The organism is Aureimonas populi, assembly GCF_017815515.1.
Classification (GTDB): Bacteria; Pseudomonadota; Alphaproteobacteria; order Rhizobiales; family Rhizobiaceae; genus Aureimonas; species Aureimonas populi.
In genome coordinates this window covers 2,860,654-2,875,943 of the sequence record NZ_CP072611.1, presented here as the reverse complement: position 1 = coordinate 2,875,943, position 15,290 = coordinate 2,860,654, and the positions used below count along the sequence as shown (strand labels likewise).

14 protein-coding genes are annotated in these 15,290 nt (G+C 64.2%); 8 read left to right on the top strand and 6 right to left on the bottom strand.

Annotation, left to right across the window (positions count from 1 at the left end):
* Positions 1–97 precede the first annotated feature (97 nt).
* The 7 genes from sufB (at position 98) to sufA (ending at position 6,292) form a co-directional block, all read left to right on the top strand.
* The gene (gene sufB, locus J7654_RS13535) at positions 98–1,624 is read left to right on the top strand and encodes a Fe-S cluster assembly protein SufB (RefSeq protein ID WP_209736414.1); all 1,527 of its coding nucleotides are present in this window, start codon (positions 98–100) and stop codon (positions 1,622–1,624) included.
* Positions 1,625–1,709: 85 nt separating this feature from the next.
* Positions 1,710–2,465: a Fe-S cluster assembly ATPase SufC gene (gene sufC / locus J7654_RS13530; protein ID WP_209736413.1), complete on the top strand. Its 756-nt coding sequence runs from the start codon at positions 1,710–1,712 to the stop codon at positions 2,463–2,465.
* A gap of 3 nt (positions 2,466–2,468) precedes the next feature.
* On the top strand, positions 2,469–3,731 hold the full coding sequence (gene sufD, locus J7654_RS13525; RefSeq protein ID WP_209736412.1) for a Fe-S cluster assembly protein SufD: 1,263 nt from the start codon (positions 2,469–2,471) through the stop codon (positions 3,729–3,731).
* A gap of 35 nt (positions 3,732–3,766) precedes the next feature.
* Positions 3,767–5,002, top strand: a complete 1,236-nt coding sequence (locus J7654_RS13520) for a cysteine desulfurase (RefSeq protein WP_377946409.1) — start codon at positions 3,767–3,769, stop codon at positions 5,000–5,002.
* A gap of 10 nt (positions 5,003–5,012) precedes the next feature.
* Positions 5,013–5,423: an SUF system Fe-S cluster assembly protein gene (locus tag J7654_RS13515; protein ID WP_209736411.1), complete on the top strand. Its 411-nt coding sequence runs from the start codon at positions 5,013–5,015 to the stop codon at positions 5,421–5,423.
* Between the two features lie 58 nt (positions 5,424–5,481).
* Positions 5,482–5,859 (top strand): VOC family protein, encoded by a 378-nt coding sequence (locus J7654_RS13510; RefSeq protein WP_245195504.1) that lies wholly within the window; start codon positions 5,482–5,484, stop codon positions 5,857–5,859.
* Positions 5,860–5,917: 58 nt separating this feature from the next.
* On the top strand, positions 5,918–6,292 hold the full coding sequence (gene sufA / locus J7654_RS13505; RefSeq protein WP_209736409.1) for a Fe-S cluster assembly scaffold SufA: 375 nt from the start codon (positions 5,918–5,920) through the stop codon (positions 6,290–6,292).
* 70 nt (positions 6,293–6,362) lie between these two features.
* Here sufA and J7654_RS13500 read toward each other — a convergent pair whose 3' ends face one another.
* From J7654_RS13500 to J7654_RS13480, 5 genes are all read right to left on the bottom strand, one after another.
* Complete coding sequence (locus J7654_RS13500; protein ID WP_209736408.1) at positions 6,363–7,886, bottom strand: DEAD/DEAH box helicase; 1,524 nt, start codon at positions 7,884–7,886, stop codon at positions 6,363–6,365.
* Between the two features lie 240 nt (positions 7,887–8,126).
* Positions 8,127–8,498 carry a hypothetical protein gene (locus J7654_RS13495; protein WP_209736407.1) on the bottom strand — a complete coding sequence of 124 codons (372 nt, stop codon included), beginning with the start codon at positions 8,496–8,498 and terminating at the stop codon, positions 8,127–8,129.
* Positions 8,499–8,742: 244 nt separating this feature from the next.
* A complete protein-coding gene (gene parE, locus J7654_RS13490; protein WP_209736406.1) occupies positions 8,743–10,764 on the bottom strand; it encodes a DNA topoisomerase IV subunit B in 2,022 nt (673 codons plus the stop codon).
* Between the two features lie 192 nt (positions 10,765–10,956).
* Complete coding sequence (gene glnA / locus J7654_RS13485) at positions 10,957–12,366, bottom strand: type I glutamate--ammonia ligase (protein ID WP_209736405.1); 1,410 nt, start codon at positions 12,364–12,366, stop codon at positions 10,957–10,959.
* 46 nt (positions 12,367–12,412) lie between these two features.
* A complete protein-coding gene (locus J7654_RS13480) occupies positions 12,413–12,751 on the bottom strand; it encodes a P-II family nitrogen regulator (RefSeq protein WP_209736404.1) in 339 nt (112 codons plus the stop codon).
* Between the two features lie 326 nt (positions 12,752–13,077).
* On the opposite strand from J7654_RS13480, the gene J7654_RS13475 reads away from it, so the two are divergent.
* Positions 13,078–14,487, top strand: coding sequence for an NAD(P)H-hydrate dehydratase (locus J7654_RS13475; RefSeq protein WP_342451468.1), 1,410 nt, complete (start codon positions 13,078–13,080; stop codon positions 14,485–14,487).
* On the opposite strand, the gene J7654_RS13470 is transcribed toward J7654_RS13475, so the two are convergent.
* Positions 14,475–15,290, bottom strand: a complete 816-nt coding sequence (locus J7654_RS13470; protein WP_209736402.1) for a DUF72 domain-containing protein — start codon at positions 15,288–15,290, stop codon at positions 14,475–14,477. The genes J7654_RS13475 and J7654_RS13470 overlap by 13 nt on opposite strands.

The following is a 15,290-nucleotide window of genomic DNA, read 5'->3' as shown; positions in this document are numbered from 1 at the left end:
TTGCGGTGGAACGACCATTTGAACGATTATAAACAGGCCCCGGATACGACCTGCCCAACTGCCGGACCTTGAATCCGGCGTGTATGGAGACATTGAGATGCCCGCAGTCCAGGAAACGATCGATCAGGTTCGCCGGATCGACGTCGATCAGTACAAGTACGGCTTCGAAACGCTGATCGAGATGGATGTCGCCCCCAAAGGGCTGAACGAAGACATCATCCGCCTCATCTCGGCGAAGAAGGACGAGCCGGAATGGATGCTGGAATGGCGCCTGGCCGCCTTCGAGCGGTGGAAGACCATGGAGAGCCCGGGCTGGGCGCGTCTCGACTATCCCGAGATCGACTTCCAGGACATTCATTACTACGCCGCGCCCAAATCCATGTCCGGCCCCGCTTCGCTCGACGAGGTGGACCCGGAGATCCTGAGGACCTACGAAAAGCTCGGCATCCCGCTTCGCGAGCAGGAGATTCTCGCCGGCGTGGTGAAGCCGGCTCCCGTCGCTCAGTATGATGAGGACGGCAACGAGATCGCGCCCGCAGAAGAGCGGCGCGTCGCGGTGGACGCCGTGTTCGATTCGGTCTCGGTGGCCACGACCTTCAAGAAGGAGCTGGAGAAGGCCGGGGTGATCTTCATGCCGATCTCGGAGGCGCTGCGTGAGCATCCCGAGCTGGTGAGGAAGTATCTCGGCTCGGTCGTGCCGGTGTCGGACAATTTCTTCGCGACGCTGAACTCCGCCGTCTTCACGGATGGCTCTTTCGTCTATGTGCCGCCGGGCGTACGATGCCCGATGGAGCTTTCCACCTATTTCCGCATCAACGAGCGGAACACGGGGCAGTTCGAGCGCACGCTCATCATCGCCGACAAGGGCTCCTACGTCTCCTATCTGGAAGGCTGCACCGCGCCGCAGCGCGACGAGAACCAGCTTCACGCCGCCGTGGTGGAGCTGGTCGCCCTCGAGGATGCCGAGATCAAGTATTCCACGGTCCAGAACTGGTATCCGGGCGATAAGGAAGGCAAGGGCGGCATCTACAATTTCGTCACCAAGCGCGGCGACTGCCGTGGCGACAATTCGCGCATTTCGTGGACGCAGGTGGAAACCGGCTCCGCGATCACCTGGAAGTATCCCTCCTGCATCCTGCGGGGCGACAATTCGCGTGGGGAATTCTACTCGATCGCCGTCTCCAACGGCTACCAGCAGATCGATTCCGGCACCAAGATGATCCATCTCGGCAAGAACACGTCGAGCCGCATCATCTCCAAGGGCATCTCGGCCGGCAATTCGAACAACACCTATCGCGGCCAGGTGACGGCCATGCGCAAGGCCGCGCATGCCCGCAACTTCACGCAGTGCGATTCCCTCCTGATCGGCGAGGAATGCGGCGCGCACACCGTGCCCTATATCGAGGCGAAGAACTCCACCGCGCAGTTCGAGCACGAGGCCACGACCTCGAAAATCTCCGAGGACCAGCTCTTCTACTGCATGCAGCGCGGCATCCCGGAGGAGGAGGCCGTGGCGCTGATCGTCAACGGCTTCGTCAAGGACGTCATCCAGCAGCTTCCGATGGAGTTCGCCGTGGAGGCGCAGAAGCTCATCGGAATCAGCCTGGAAGGCTCCGTCGGCTAAGGCCGCCGGCTCCGGCGCCACTCAAGATCATCCTGGCCGGGAGACCGCCTCGCGGACCGGCTCCGTAAAACCGAAGAAGAACACCATGCTCGAAATCCGCAATCTCCACGCTCGCGTGGCCGATACCGACACCGAGATCCTGCGCGGGCTCGACCTGACGGTGAAAGCCGGTGAGGTGGCCGCGATCATGGGGCCGAACGGCTCCGGCAAGTCGACGCTCTCCTACATCATCGCGGGCCGCGAGGATTACGAGGTCACCGAGGGCGACATCCTCTATAATGGTGAGTCGATCCTCGAGATGGACGCATCCGAGCGCGCCGCCTCCGGCGTGTTCCTCGCCTTCCAGTACCCGCTGGAGATCCCGGGCGTCGCGACCATGACCTTCCTGAAGACGGCGCTGAACGCGCAGCGCAAGGCGCGCGGCGAAGGCGAATTGACGACGCCGGACTTCATGCGGCGTGTGAAAGCCTCGGCCGCCGATCTTAAGATCGACCCCGCCATGCTCAAGCGGCCACTGAATGTGGGCTTCTCGGGTGGCGAGAAGAAGCGCGCCGAAATCCTGCAGATGGCGCTGCTGGAGCCCAGGCTCTGCGTGATGGACGAGACCGATTCGGGTCTCGATATCGACGCCTTGAAGATCGTCTCTGACGGCGTGAACGCGCTGCGTTCGCCCGAGCGCGCCTTCCTCGTCATCACCCACTACCAGCGCCTTCTTGAGCATATCGTGCCCGATACGGTGCATGTGCTCTACAAGGGCCGCATCATCCGCTCCGGCGGGAAGGAACTGGCGCTGCACCTGGAAGAGCAGGGCTACGCCCAGGTCATCGACGAGGCGGCCTGAGCCATGTCGCTTGCCAACACCCGCACCCCCGCCGAGACCGCGCTGATCCAGCGCGCCGAGGGAAGCCTCGCCGTTTCCGATGCCAACCGGCAGGCGGCGCTGGAGAAGCTGCGCGCGGAAGGGCTGCCAAGCCGCCGCGTGGAGGCGTGGCACTATACCGACCTTCGCGCCCTTCTGGGCCGCCGCCCGACGGACGCCGGCTCGGTGGCGGCCACGAGCTATCTCTCTCCGCTTCTGGCGGGCAGCGCCGTCGTGGAACTCGGGGCCGAACCCTCCGGCAACGATCCGGTGGCCGGCGTGCATATCGAGCGCTCCGAAAGCCCGCTCGACTGGAACCGCCCGGTCAACCATCTGGACCGCGACTTCGACACGGTTCGGGTTCTGAACACCGCGCTCGGCGCGACGGGGTCTTCCATATCGATCGCCGATGCCGCGCAGGTGGCGGCGCCTCTGGAGCTGCGAGCCGAACCGCGCAGCGGCGGCAGCCATGCCTTCTCCTCGGTCTTCCTCGGCGCGAAGTCCAAGGCGGTGGTGGTGGAGCGCCTTTCGCCCGGATCGTCCACCGCGCTTTCGACGGCTGTGAACGAACTGACGCTCGGCGACGGGGCCGAGGTGCTCTGGATCGTCGACAACGCCAAGGGGGAGGGCGAAAGCCATCTCGGCCAACTGAATGTGCGGCTGGGCGCCGATTCGCTTCTGCGCGTCTTCATCCTCAATGCCGGCGGCGCGGTGGTGAGGACCGAAATCCACGCCGTGACGGAAGGCGAGGGGGCGGACATCCAGATTCGCGGCGTGAACCTTCTTCAGGAAGGCCAGCATGTGGACGTCACCACGACCTTGAACCATCTCGTCGCCAACACGACTTCGACGGAAATCTTCCGCAATGTCGTGACGGGCGGCCACGGCGTCTTCCAGGGGATGATCCGCGTTGCGAAGGGCGCACAGAAGACCGATGCGCGCCTGGCCTGCAACTCTCTTCTCCTGTCGGACGAGGGAGACTTCTCGGCCAAGCCGGAGCTTGAAATCTTCGCCGACGACGTTCAATGCGGCCACGGCGCGACAGCGGGCGAGATCAACGCCGACCATCTGTTCTATCTGATGAGCCGCGGCATTCCCGAGCACACTGCCCGCGCGCTCCTCGTAAAGGCCTTTGTCGACGAGGTGGTCGAGGAGATCGAGCACGAGGCGGCCGTGGAGGCGCTGGAGGCGCGGATCGACGAGTGGCTGGCCGTGGAGCGCACGGCGCGCAAGGTGGCGGCGGCTTGAACGAGCGGCTCGCCGCCCAGCCCAGGAGCATGGCGATGGATAATCGGACACTCGCCTACGACGTCGAAGCCATCCGGCGCGATTTCCCCATCCTCTCTAAGGAGATCTATGGGAAACCGCTCGTCTATCTCGACAACGGCGCCTCGGCCCAGAAGCCGAAGGCCGTGCTCGATGCGATCCAAAAGGCCTATAGCGAGGACTACGCGAACGTTCATCGCGGGCTGCACTTCCTCTCCAACAAGGCCACGGAGGAGTTCGAGGCCGCGCGCGAGACCGTGCGCGGCTTTCTTAACGCCGGCAGCAGCGAGGAAGTCGTCTTCACCCGCTCGGCGACGGAGGCAATAAACCTCGTCGCCTATGGCTACGGAATGCCGGAGATCGGCGAGGGCGACGAGATCGTGCTCACCATCATGGAGCATCACTCCAACATCGTCCCGTGGCACTTCATACGGGAGCGGCAGGGTGCCAGGCTCGTCTTCGTACCGGTGGAGGATGACGGGTCCATCTCGGTCGAGGCCTTCGAGCGCGCCATCACGCCGCGCACCAAGCTCGTGGCGATGACGCACATGTCGAACGTGCTGGGCACGGTGACGCCGGTGAAGGAAGTCGTCGCACTCGCCCATTCGCGTGGCATTCCGGTGCTGGTGGATGGAAGCCAGAGCGCGGTGCATCTGCCCGTCGATGTGCGGAGTCTCGACTGCGACTTCTACGTCTTCACGGGCCATAAGGTCTACGGCCCGACCGGCATCGGCATTCTCTACGGCAAGGCCGGGATGCTTGAGAAAATGCGCCCGTTCAACGGCGGCGGCGAGATGATCGTCGAGGTGAGCGAGGACAACGTCACCTACAATGCGCCGCCGCACCGGTTCGAAGCGGGCACCCCGCCGATCGTGCAGGCGATCGCGCTAGGCGCGGCGCTGAACTATATGAGCGGGCGCGGCCGCGAGGCGATTCTCGCCCACGAGGAGAGCCTGCGCGATTACGCCCATGAACGCCTCAAGGCGATCAACTCGCTTCGTATCTACGGCGAGGCTCCGGGCAAGGGCGCGATTGTTTCCTTCGACCTGGAAGGTATCCACGCCCACGACGTGTCCATGGTGATCGATCGCGAGGGCGTGGCGGTGCGTGCCGGCACGCATTGCGCCCAGCCGCTGTTGAAGCGGTTCGGCGCGACCTCTACATGCCGGGCGTCGTTCGGGTTATACAACACCCATGCCGAGATCGACATCTTGGCCGAGGCGCTGGAAAAAGCACGGCGATTCTTCGCCTGAGGATGAGAAAATGGACGAGACGGATCTGAAAGCCGCCCCCGCGGCAAGCACCGCCGAGGCCAACATAGCGATGGCAGGCGGCCCCGCGGCCGGCTCCACCATCCCCCCGGAAGAGCTGACGCGGCTGACGGACGAGATCGTCGCCGCGTTGAAGACGGTGTACGATCCCGAGATTCCGGCGGACATCTACGAGTTGGGCCTGATCTACAAGATCGACATCGACGACGACCGCAATGTCGATGTCGAGATGACCCTGACAGCGCCCGGCTGCCCGGTGGCCGGCGAGATGCCGACCTGGGTCGAGAATGCCATCGCCTCGGTGGGCGGCGTTCAGTCGGTGAAGGTCGAACTGGTCTTCGATCCTCCATGGACGCCGGAGCGCATGAGCGAGGAAGCGCAGGTCGCGGTCGGCTGGTATTGAGACGATGGCGCCACAAATCGAGGGCGTTCTGGAGACGTGTCTCTATGTGGACGACCTTATGGCGGCGACGGACTTTTACCGCAACGTGCTCGGCCTGAAGCCGATCTTCTCCGAATCCCGCATGGCCGTTTATGAACTCGGCCCTGCCTCCGTGCTGATCCTGTTCGTGAAGGGCGCGACGCTTGAACCGGTGGAGACACCGGGCGGAACCATCCCGCCGCATGATGCCGGCGGCGCCATCCATGTCGCCTTCGCCGTGGCGGAGGAAAGCCTGCCGAAATGGCGCGCGCGGTTCGATCAATTCGCGATTACGGTCGCCAGCGAGGTGACTTGGAAGCAGGGCGGCACCAGCCTTTACTTGCACGATCCATCCGGCAACCTCGTCGAACTCGCCACTCCCGGCCTCTGGCCGAACTATCCGCGACGCTTGCGCTGAGGGGCCATTACGCCCATCTTTCGCTCGAAGGATCGCCGTTTTTCAAGAGGGACCACTTATGGGCCGCTTCTCTGTTTTGACCATGACCGACGCTGCCGCCGCCCGTGTGCGCGAGATCGTGGCGGCGAAGGGTGACGAGGCGCTCGGCATCCGCGTCGGCGTCAAGAAGGGCGGCTGCGCCGGCATGGAATATACGATCGGCCTGGCGACCGAATCGGCGCCCGGCGAGGATTCGGTGGAACGCGAAGGCGCGCGCGTTTTCGTGGCGCCTGAAGCCGTGCTCTTCCTGCTCGGCACGGAAATGGACTACGAGGAAACCACGCTCCGCTCCGGCTTCACCTTCCGCAACCCGAACCAGACCTCGGCCTGCGGGTGCGGTGAGTCGGTTGAGTTGAAGATGGCCGATCCCGCCGCGCTGGCGCCGGCCGGCTAAGCTTTGATCCTCACAAAAGAAAAAGGGCGCGGCTGAGCCGCGCCCTTTTCGATTCATAACCGCAACGCGTTTAGGTGCCGGTGGTGATCAGCATGAAGGCCGGCACGTCGTCGCCGAAACCAAGCGGCGTCGCTTCGCCGCCGCCTCCACGCCTGCGGTTGTTATCCACGTTTCGCGGGGCAGGCGCAGGTGAGGGGGCCACGGGCGCAGATGGAACAACTTCAGGCTGCTTGGCTGTTTTCGCCGGTGCGCGCTTCCTGGTGCGCGGGTTCGGCGCGTCCGCCTCGACGGCAACAGGCTCCGGCGCATCAATGGCCGGCTCCGAATTGATCGCCTCGTCCGTCGTGGCGTCATCGGCTTTGGCGGTCTTCGCCCGTCCGCCGCGCGGCTTGCGCTCGGTCAGGCGCTTAGCGCCTCGGCCGCGCGCGGGTCGGTCGTCATCCTCTTCGAGGGCCGGCAGCGAGGTCAGATCGCCATCCAGCCAATCGATCTCGCGCCCGATCAGCTTCTCGATGGCGTCGAGATACTTCTTGTCCGCCTTCGTCACGAGCGTGAAGGCCTTGCCGGAGCGGCCTGCGCGACCGGTGCGCCCGATACGGTGAACATAATCTTCCGCGTGAATGGGGACGTCGAAATTGAAGACGTGGCTCACCATCGGGATATCGAGACCGCGCGCAGCCACGTCCGAAGCGACCAGCAGCGTGATCTTGTTGTCCCGGAACCCCTGAAGCGTCATCGTGCGGGCGCGCTGGTCCATGTCGCCGTGAAGGGCGCCAACGGAGAAGCCGTGCTTTTCAAGAGAGCGGAAAAGCAGCGAGACGTCGCGCTTGCGATTGCAGAAGATGATCGCGTTGGTGAGATCCTCACCCTGCGCCCGGACGATCTTTCGCAATGTCTCGCGCTTCTCGTAATCCTCCTTGCGCGAGGCGACGAGGCGCTGCTCCACCGTCTGCGCGGTGGACGAGGCCTTGGCGACTTCGACGCGGACCGGGTTCTGGAGGAACTGCTCCGTCAGGCGCGTGATTTCCGGCGGCATGGTCGCGGAGAAGAACAGCGTCTGCCGGGTGAAGGGAATCATCTTGCAGATCCGCTCGATGTCCGGGATGAATCCCATGTCGAGCATCCGATCCGCCTCGTCGATCACGAGAATCTCGACGCCCGTCATCAGAAGCCGCCCTCGCTCGAAATGGTCGAGCAGGCGCCCGGGGGTCGCGATCAGCACATCGACACCCCGGTCGAGCTTCTTGATCTGCTCGTCGAACGAGACACCGCCGATGAGAAGCGCGACATCGACCTTGGAATTCGCGCCATATTTGGTGAAGTTCTCCTCCACCTGCGCGGCCAGTTCGCGAGTCGGCTCCAGGATGAGGGTCCGCGGCATTCGAGCCCGCGCTCGCCCCTTTTCCAGCAAGGTCAGCATGGGCAGAACGAAAGAGGCGGTCTTGCCCGTCCCGGTCTGCGCGATGCCAAGCACATCCTTTCGCTCGAGAGCGTGAGGAATGGCCTGTGCCTGGATCGGCGTCGGCTCGGTGTAACCCGCAGCCTCGACGGCGGACAGAACCTTGGCGCTCAGGCCGAGATCGGAAAAGGGCATGAAGTCGATGGTTCTCTTCGTGAAAGACGGGGCGGCGACCGCAAATCTGCCTTTGCCGAGGCGATAAGCGCGCAACTTGCACGAGTCAAGCTGACGACAGGCAAATAAGGCGATAACACTCGCATTTGCAGGCCTCCTGCACAGCTTTATCCCAAAGGGAGGTAGTGCGCGAGCCTTCTTCTACTCGAATGCGTGGGGCGCGAATCTATTTGCGTGCCCGGCCAGCACCCAAGCTGCGCGTCAATTCGAGGCCGGCCCGAACACGTAGGGTTCCTGCGAGGTGAAAAAGAGTTCGTAGGTTTCCGCGATCTCCCCATCCAGCGGCACGATGTCGAGGAAAAGGGTCAGAAGCTCCGCCTGCGCCTCGGAGGGCGCGTCGGGCCGATAGCTGACGATCGCTCCGTCCAGCTCCCCGATCTCCACGATCTCGGTGCTGGTGGAGACGCGAACCTGCCCGCCATCCTTTTCGAGTTGCTGAACGAAGAAGCGGTTTCCCGTCGTTTCGTCGAGCGACTGGAGCATGACCGTGCGCCAGATTCCCCGGCGCTCGCCTTCGATCCATGGACCGAGGACCTGAACATCGGCCACGAGCGGCGAAAGGGATCGAAGCATGTCGGCGGCTTCGTCTTCGGCTGAAGCCCCACCGTCAGCCGCGCTTTCCTGGCCGTTGGCTGGTGCGGGCTGCGAAGCGAGCGGGGCTGACTGCGGCTCCGGGGTCGCGGGAGGAGGGCTCTCCTGCGCCCCCACCGGCATCGACCCCAGGGCGAGAATGGCAGCAGCGGCGGCGAGGCGGGACGGAAGCAACATCGTATCGAACCTTTGGCGAGAAGCGCTAGGGCAAGATGGGTCGGGTGCGTCAGACGTCGAGGTCTTCGGCAAAGGCCGCGCGGTCCTGGATGAAGCGAAAACGAGCCTCAGGCTTGCTGCCCATCAGCGCATCGACAGCCCCCGCCGTGCCGCTTTCCACCGCGTCGTCGATCTCCACGCGCAGGAGCGTGCGCTTGCGCGGGTCCATCGTCGTTTCCTTCAGTTGCGAGGGCAGCATCTCGCCCAAGCCCTTGAAGCGGCTGATCTCGATCTTGCCCTTCCCCTTGAAGTCGCGCGCAATCAGACGCTCCCGGTCGCGGTCGTCGCGGGCATAGACCGTCTTGCCTCCCTGGCTCAGCTTGTAGAGCGGCGGCACGGCGAGGAAGAGATGCCCCTCGCGGATCAGCTCGGGCATTTCCTGGAAGAAGAAGGTAATCAGCAGCGAAGCGATATGCGCGCCGTCGACATCGGCGTCGGTCATGATGATGACCCGCTCGTAGCGAAGGTCCGCCTCCCGGTATTTGCCGCGCGTTCCGCAGCCCAGCGCCTGGATGAGGTCGGAAAGCTGCTGGTTGGCGCCCAGCTTTTCGCGCCCGGCCGACGCGACGTTCAATATCTTGCCGCGCAGGGGAAGAATTGCCTGCCGCGAACGGTCTCGGGCCTGCTTGGCGGAACCGCCGGCAGAATCGCCCTCCACGATGAAGAGCTCGGCTCCCGCGGCGCCGGTCTGCGAGCAATCCGCCAGCTTGCCGGGCAGGCGCAGCTTGCGCGTTGCTGTCTTGCGGCTGACTTCCTTCTCCTGCCGGCGGCGCAGGCGCTCGTCGGCGCGTTCCACCACCCATTCGATCAGCCGGGCCGCATCCTGCGGCGAGGAAGCGAGCCAGATGTCGAAACTGTCTCGGAGCGAGGCTTCCACGATGCGATGCGCCTCGGCGGTGGCCAGCCGATCCTTGGTCTGCCCGACGAATTCGGGCTCGCGGATGAAGACGGACAGCATGGCGGAGGCCGTCATCATCACGTCGTCCGCCGTGATGATCGAAGCCTTCTTGTTTCCCGAAATCTCCGCGAAGGCCTTGAGTCCGCGCAGCAGGACCGAACGCAGGCCGGCCTCGTGAGTGCCGCCCTCGGGCGTCGGGATCGTGTTGCAGTAGGAACGCACGAAGCCATCGGCCGCCGTCCACGACACCGCCCATTCCACCGCACCGTGGCCGGAGACCTTCTCCGTTCGGCCAGCGAAGATCTGCGAGGTGACGCGATGCTCCTTGCCGATGGATGCGGCGAGATAATCCTTCAGGCCGCCGGGAAAGTGAAAGCTTGCACGGGCCGGCACCTGATCGCTGCCGTCGAGCAGCCGGGGATCGCATGACCAGCGGATTTCAACGCCGCCGAACAGGTAGGCCTTGGATCGGGCCATCGCGAAGAGGCGGGCGGGTTCGAAAGCCGCCTCCTCTCCGAAGATCAGCGGATCTGGCTTGAAGCGCACGCGCGTTCCACGCCGGTTCTGAACGTCGCCCGCTTCCTCCAGCGGGGTGACGGCCAGGCCGCGCGCATAAGACTGCCGGTAAAGCTTGCGCCCGCGCGCGATCTCGACATCCAGCCGCTCCGACAGGGCATTCACCACGGAAACGCCCACGCCGTGCAGGCCGCCGGAGGTTTCGTAGACGCGCGAATCGAACTTGCCGCCCGCATGAAGCGTAGTGAGGATCACCTCCAGCGCGGACTTGTCGCGGTATTTCGGGTGCGGGTCGATGGGAATGCCGCGCCCGTTATCCGTCACCGAGAGATAGCCATCCGCGTCCAGCGAGACGTCGATGACCGATGCGTGGCCCGCGACCGCCTCGTCCATCGAATTGTCGATCACCTCAGCGAAAAGGTGATGCATCGCCTTGGAGTCGGTGCCGCCGATATACATTCCGGGGCGGCGGCGCACAGGCTCGAGCCCTTCCAGCACCTCGATATCGGCAGCCGTATATTCGGTGTTCTGGACAAAGGGCTCGGCCACCGCGAGGGGTCGGGCAGGGGCACGCACGGGCTTGCGCGCGGCAGCGCCGGAGAACAGATCATCACTCATAGAGGACCTATTCCCGCTGCCCGCAAACGCCTGCTCCCGCCATGAAGTGCCATGGCCTAGGGGTATACTTTCACGAAATGTTCTTCAAGGCGCGCTGGTGAAAACAAGGCCGGAACTGACGGCCCGTTGCAGACCCGCCACGAAAAAAGGCCCCGCGAACGGGGCCCTCTTCGATCGGGTCGGCCTCGAGGCTCAGACCGAATAGTACATGTCGAACTCGACCGGATGCGGCGTCATCTCGTAGCGCAGCACCTCGGCCATCTTCAGGTCGATGAAGGCGTCGATCTGGTCGTCGTCGAACACGCCGCCGGCCTTCAGGAAGTCGCGGTCGGCATCCAGGCTTTCCATCGCCTCGCGCAGGGTGCGGCAGACGGTGGGGATCTCCTTCAGCTCCTCGGGCGGCAGGTCGTAAAGGTCCTTGTCCATGGCCGCGCCCGGATGGATCTTGTTCTTGATGCCGTCGAGGCCGGCCATGAGCATGGCTGAGAAGGCGAGGTAGGGGTTCGCCGTCGGGTCGGGGAAGCGGACCTCGACGCGCTTGGCCTTCGGCGACTGGCCGAAGGGGATGCGGCAGGAGGCGGAACGGTTGCGCGCCGAATAGGCGAGCAGCACCGGAGCCTCGTAGCCCGGCACGAGGCGCTTGAACGAGTTGGTCGACGGGTTGGTGAATGCGTTCAGCGCCTTGGCATGCTTGATGATGCCGCCGATGTAGAACAGCGCGGTGTCCGACAGGCCGGCATATTCATTGCCCGCGAAGGTGGGCTTGTCGGCCTTCCAGATCGACTGGTGGACATGCATGCCCGAGCCGTTGTCGCCGAAGACCGGCTTGGGCATGAAGGTGGCCGTCTTGCCGTAGGCGTTTGCGACCTGATGGATCACGTACTTGTAGATCTGCATCTTGTCGGCGTTGCGCACGAGCGTGTCGAACTTGATGCCGAGTTCGTGCTGCGCGGCCGCCACCTCGTGGTGATGCTTTTCGACCGCGACGCCCATCTCGGCCATCACCGTCAGCATCTCGGAGCGCATGTCCTGAAGCGAATCGATGGGGGGAACCGGGAAGTAACCGCCCTTGATACGCGGACGGTGGCCAAGATTGCCCGTCTCGTAATCCGCATCGTCGTTCGAGGGCAGCTCGGTCGAGTCGAGCTTGAAGCCGGTATTGTAGGGGTCCGCCTTGTACTTCACGTCGTCGAAGACGAAGAACTCGGCCTCGGGGCCGAAATAGGCGGTATCGCCGATGCCGGACTGCTGGAGGTACGCCTCGGCCTTCTTGGCCGTCGAGCGCGGGTCGCGGTTGTAGCTCTCACCCGAGATCGGATCGAGGATGTCGCAGTAGATCGCCATGGTCGACTGCGCGAAGAACGGGTCCATGTGCGCCGTCTCGGGATCGGGCATCAGGACCATGTCCGACTCGTTGATCGCCTTCCAGCCGGCGATGGAGGAACCGTCGAACATCGAGCCTTCGGAGAACATGTCCTCGTCCACGATGGACACGTCCATCGTGACGTGCTGCAGCTTTCCCTTCGGATCGGTAAAGCGCAGATCGACGAACTTGATCTCGTTGTCCTTGATCTGCTTCAGAATATCGTTGGCCGATGTCATCCCTGGCTCCTGGTCTCGACGATAGGGTTGAAAGAATGCGGGGCGGTCAGATGGCGTCCACGCCGGCTTCGCCGGTGCGGATGCGGATCGCCTCCTCGATGTTTGACACGAAAATCTTGCCGTCGCCGATGCGGCCCGTCTGGGCGGCCTTGCGAATGGCCTCCACGGCCGCAGCCACGGACTCGTCGGCAAGAACGACCTCGATCTTCACCTTGGGGAGGAAATCGACGACGTATTCCGCGCCCCGGTAAAGCTCCGTGTGGCCTTTCTGGCGGCCGAAGCCCTTGGCTTCCGTCACGGTGATGCCCTGGAGCCCGACGTCCTGAAGCGCTTCCTTCACTTCGTCCAGCTTGAACGGCTTGATGATCGCCTCGACCTTCTTCATCGGACCTTCTCCTCGCATCTCTCGTCCCGACGACCCGAACATGCCTTAAATCGCCTTCGCGAGCAGGGCGTTCCGGCAGGCCGAAGCGGCTGCAAGGCAATTGGGGCCAAGCGAACCATTGACGGCATCGGGCGTTGTGTAGCGGCTTCCCATTTGACACGCTACCGCGCCATCTAGAGGAAACGGCGCAAGATTCGACAATTATCTGCACTTTCTTTGTGCGCTTTGCCCATTAAGGCGTCATAATTTCACAAATGACTGTAATTCCTCATCTTCTCTCGCCCGATGAAATGGCACACGCCGATCGACTGACGGTCGAAAGTGGAGTGCCGATCTTGCAACTGATGGAAACGGCGGGAAACGCCGTGGCGACGGCGGTGATCGATCAATTCGGGTGGGGTCGTCCCGTCTCGGTTCTCGCGGGCCCCGGCAACAATGGCGGCGACGCCTTCGTCGCGGCCCGGCTCCTTCGCGAGCGCGGATGCGATGTCGAGATTTTCGCTGGCACCACGGATCGCTATACGGGCGCGGCCGCTGCAAGCGCCCAGGCGTGGGGCAGCGACGTGCGGCTCCTGAGGGACTTCCGGACCGGACCGGATACCCTGATCGTCGACGGACTTTTTGGCGCCGGGCTCTCTCGGCCCGTCGATGGAGAGTTTGCCCGCACGGTCGAGATCGCGAACGCTTCCCGAGCGCCTATCCTCGCGATCGATATTCCGAGCGGAATCGATGGCAATACCGGCGAGATACGCGGAGCCGCGATGCGTGCGGCCCTGACGGTCACGTTCTTCCGCCCGAAACCCGGCCACCTTCTTCTCCCGGGCCGAGCCCATTGCGGCGAAATTCGCATTGCCGATATCGGCATCTCGTCCGATGTGCTGGCGCGGATCGAGCCGACGACATTCGCCAACGAGCCGGCGCTCTGGCACGCCCGGCTTCTCGCGCCCTCCGATACGCATCACAAGTACGACCGCGGGCACACCGTGGTCCTGTCCGGGGGTGCGTCCCATGGCGGTGCGGCCCGCCTTTCGGCCATGGCGGCGCTTCGGGGCGGGGCGGGGCTCGTCACCGTCGCATCCCCAGCCTCCGGGCTTCTGGTCAACGCAACGCATCTCGACGCCATCATGCTCAAGCGATGCGACGAGGAGGGGGACCTGCGCGCGCTGGCCGAGGACCGGAGGCTGAATGCCTATGTTCTTGGCCCCGGGTTCGGCGTGGGAGAGAAGGCACGCGCCTCTGCCGGCGTGATCCTGAAGGCGGGGCGGGCCCTGGTGCTGGACGCGGACGGGCTCACGTCGTTTCAGGATGTCCAAAGGGCGCTGTTTGAGCGTGAGGGGGCGGGGCCGTTGGTGCTCACGCCCCACGACGGAGAATTCGCGCGCCTCTTCCCGGATCTCGCGGGCCTTCCTTCCAAGCTGGACCGGGCGAGGCTCGCATCCCGACGCGCCGACGCCATAGTCGTTCTGAAGGGAGGCGACACGGTGATCGCGGCGCCCGACGGGCGAGCAGCGATCAACGAGAACGGCAGCCCCGCGCTGGCGACGGCGGGCACTGGCGACGTGCTGACCGGGCTCATAGCCGCCCAACTCGCGAACGGCGTACCGGCTTTCGAGGCAGCCTGTGCCGCCGTCTGGATTCACGCTTGCGCGGCTTCCGGCTTCGGAACGGGCCTGATCGCGGAAGATTTACCCCGCCTCGTACCCCGCGTTCTGGCGACACTGCATCAAGAGCGTTGATGGGCGTTGATGCGCTCCATCAAGGCCATCGCCGCCTGTGGGGCGCGCGATTTGCCCTCGCGGATGAAGTAGACGAAGACATCGCGCGGCGTCTTCCGGGCCGGCTCGTCCGGCAGCATCAGCGGCAAATCGCCGGGCGCATCGCCCGCTGCCCAGAGGCGCGCGCGTTCCGCCCATTCGTCCAGCGCTTTCAACTCATACCCGGTCTCGATCTCGTCCCGGCCCTTCTGAAGGCGCGCATAGACGAAATCGCCCGTTACGTCGGCGATCTCGGCATAATCCTCGTCCTGTGCGTAGACGATGGCGACACCCGCCTCTCGCGCCAGCCGAACCGCCTGCGGGTCCAGGAAGCTCGCGTGGCGAAGCTCGACCGCGTGGCGCAGCGCATGCCCCTCGACCGAGGAAGGCAGGAGCTTCAGGAAGGCGGCAAAGTCGTCCGGCTGGAACGCCTTCTTATCGGCGAACTGCCAGAGGATCGGCCCGAGCTTGTCGCCGAGTTCGACGATCCCCGATTTCACGAAGCGATCCACCGATTCGCCGGCCTCGGCGAGAACGCGCTTCTGCGTGGCATAGCGCACGGCCTTGAGGGAAAAGACAAACCCCTCCGGCACTTCGCGCGCCCATTTGGCGAAGGTGGAAGGGGACTGTGTCCGGTAGAATGTCGAGTTGATCTCGATGGTCGGAATCTGGCGCGAGGCGTGCGCCAGTTCTTGTGTCTTCGACAGCTTGGCCGGGTAGAACGAGCCACGCCAAGGCTCGAAAATCCACCCGCCGATACCGGCACGGATCGTCCCGGCCGCCAT

Coding starts and splice junctions, on each gene's coding strand:
- J7654_RS13510 (WP_245195504.1), top strand. CDS start 5,482: ATGGCGGCGACGGACTTTTACCGCAACGTGCTCGGCCTGAAGCCGATC.
- J7654_RS13470 (WP_209736402.1), bottom strand. CDS start 15,290: ATGGCGGCCGGGACGATCCGTGCCGGTATCGGCGGGTGGATTTTCGAG.
- glnA (WP_209736405.1), bottom strand. CDS start 12,366: ATGACATCGGCCAACGATATTCTGAAGCAGATCAAGGACAACGAGATC.
- J7654_RS13495 (WP_209736407.1), bottom strand. CDS start 8,498: ATGCTTCGATCCCTTTCGCCGCTCGTGGCCGATGTTCAGGTCCTCGGT.
- sufC (WP_209736413.1), top strand. CDS start 1,710: ATGCTCGAAATCCGCAATCTCCACGCTCGCGTGGCCGATACCGACACC.
- J7654_RS13515 (WP_209736411.1), top strand. CDS start 5,013: ATGGACGAGACGGATCTGAAAGCCGCCCCCGCGGCAAGCACCGCCGAG.
- sufA (WP_209736409.1), top strand. CDS start 5,918: ATGGGCCGCTTCTCTGTTTTGACCATGACCGACGCTGCCGCCGCCCGT.
- J7654_RS13500 (WP_209736408.1), bottom strand. CDS start 7,886: ATGCCCTTTTCCGATCTCGGCCTGAGCGCCAAGGTTCTGTCCGCCGTC.
- J7654_RS13520 (WP_377946409.1), top strand. CDS start 3,767: ATGGATAATCGGACACTCGCCTACGACGTCGAAGCCATCCGGCGCGAT.
- sufD (WP_209736412.1), top strand. CDS start 2,469: ATGTCGCTTGCCAACACCCGCACCCCCGCCGAGACCGCGCTGATCCAG.
- sufB (WP_209736414.1), top strand. CDS start 98: ATGCCCGCAGTCCAGGAAACGATCGATCAGGTTCGCCGGATCGACGTC.
- parE (WP_209736406.1), bottom strand. CDS start 10,764: ATGAGTGATGATCTGTTCTCCGGCGCTGCCGCGCGCAAGCCCGTGCGT.
- J7654_RS13480 (WP_209736404.1), bottom strand. CDS start 12,751: ATGAAGAAGGTCGAGGCGATCATCAAGCCGTTCAAGCTGGACGAAGTG.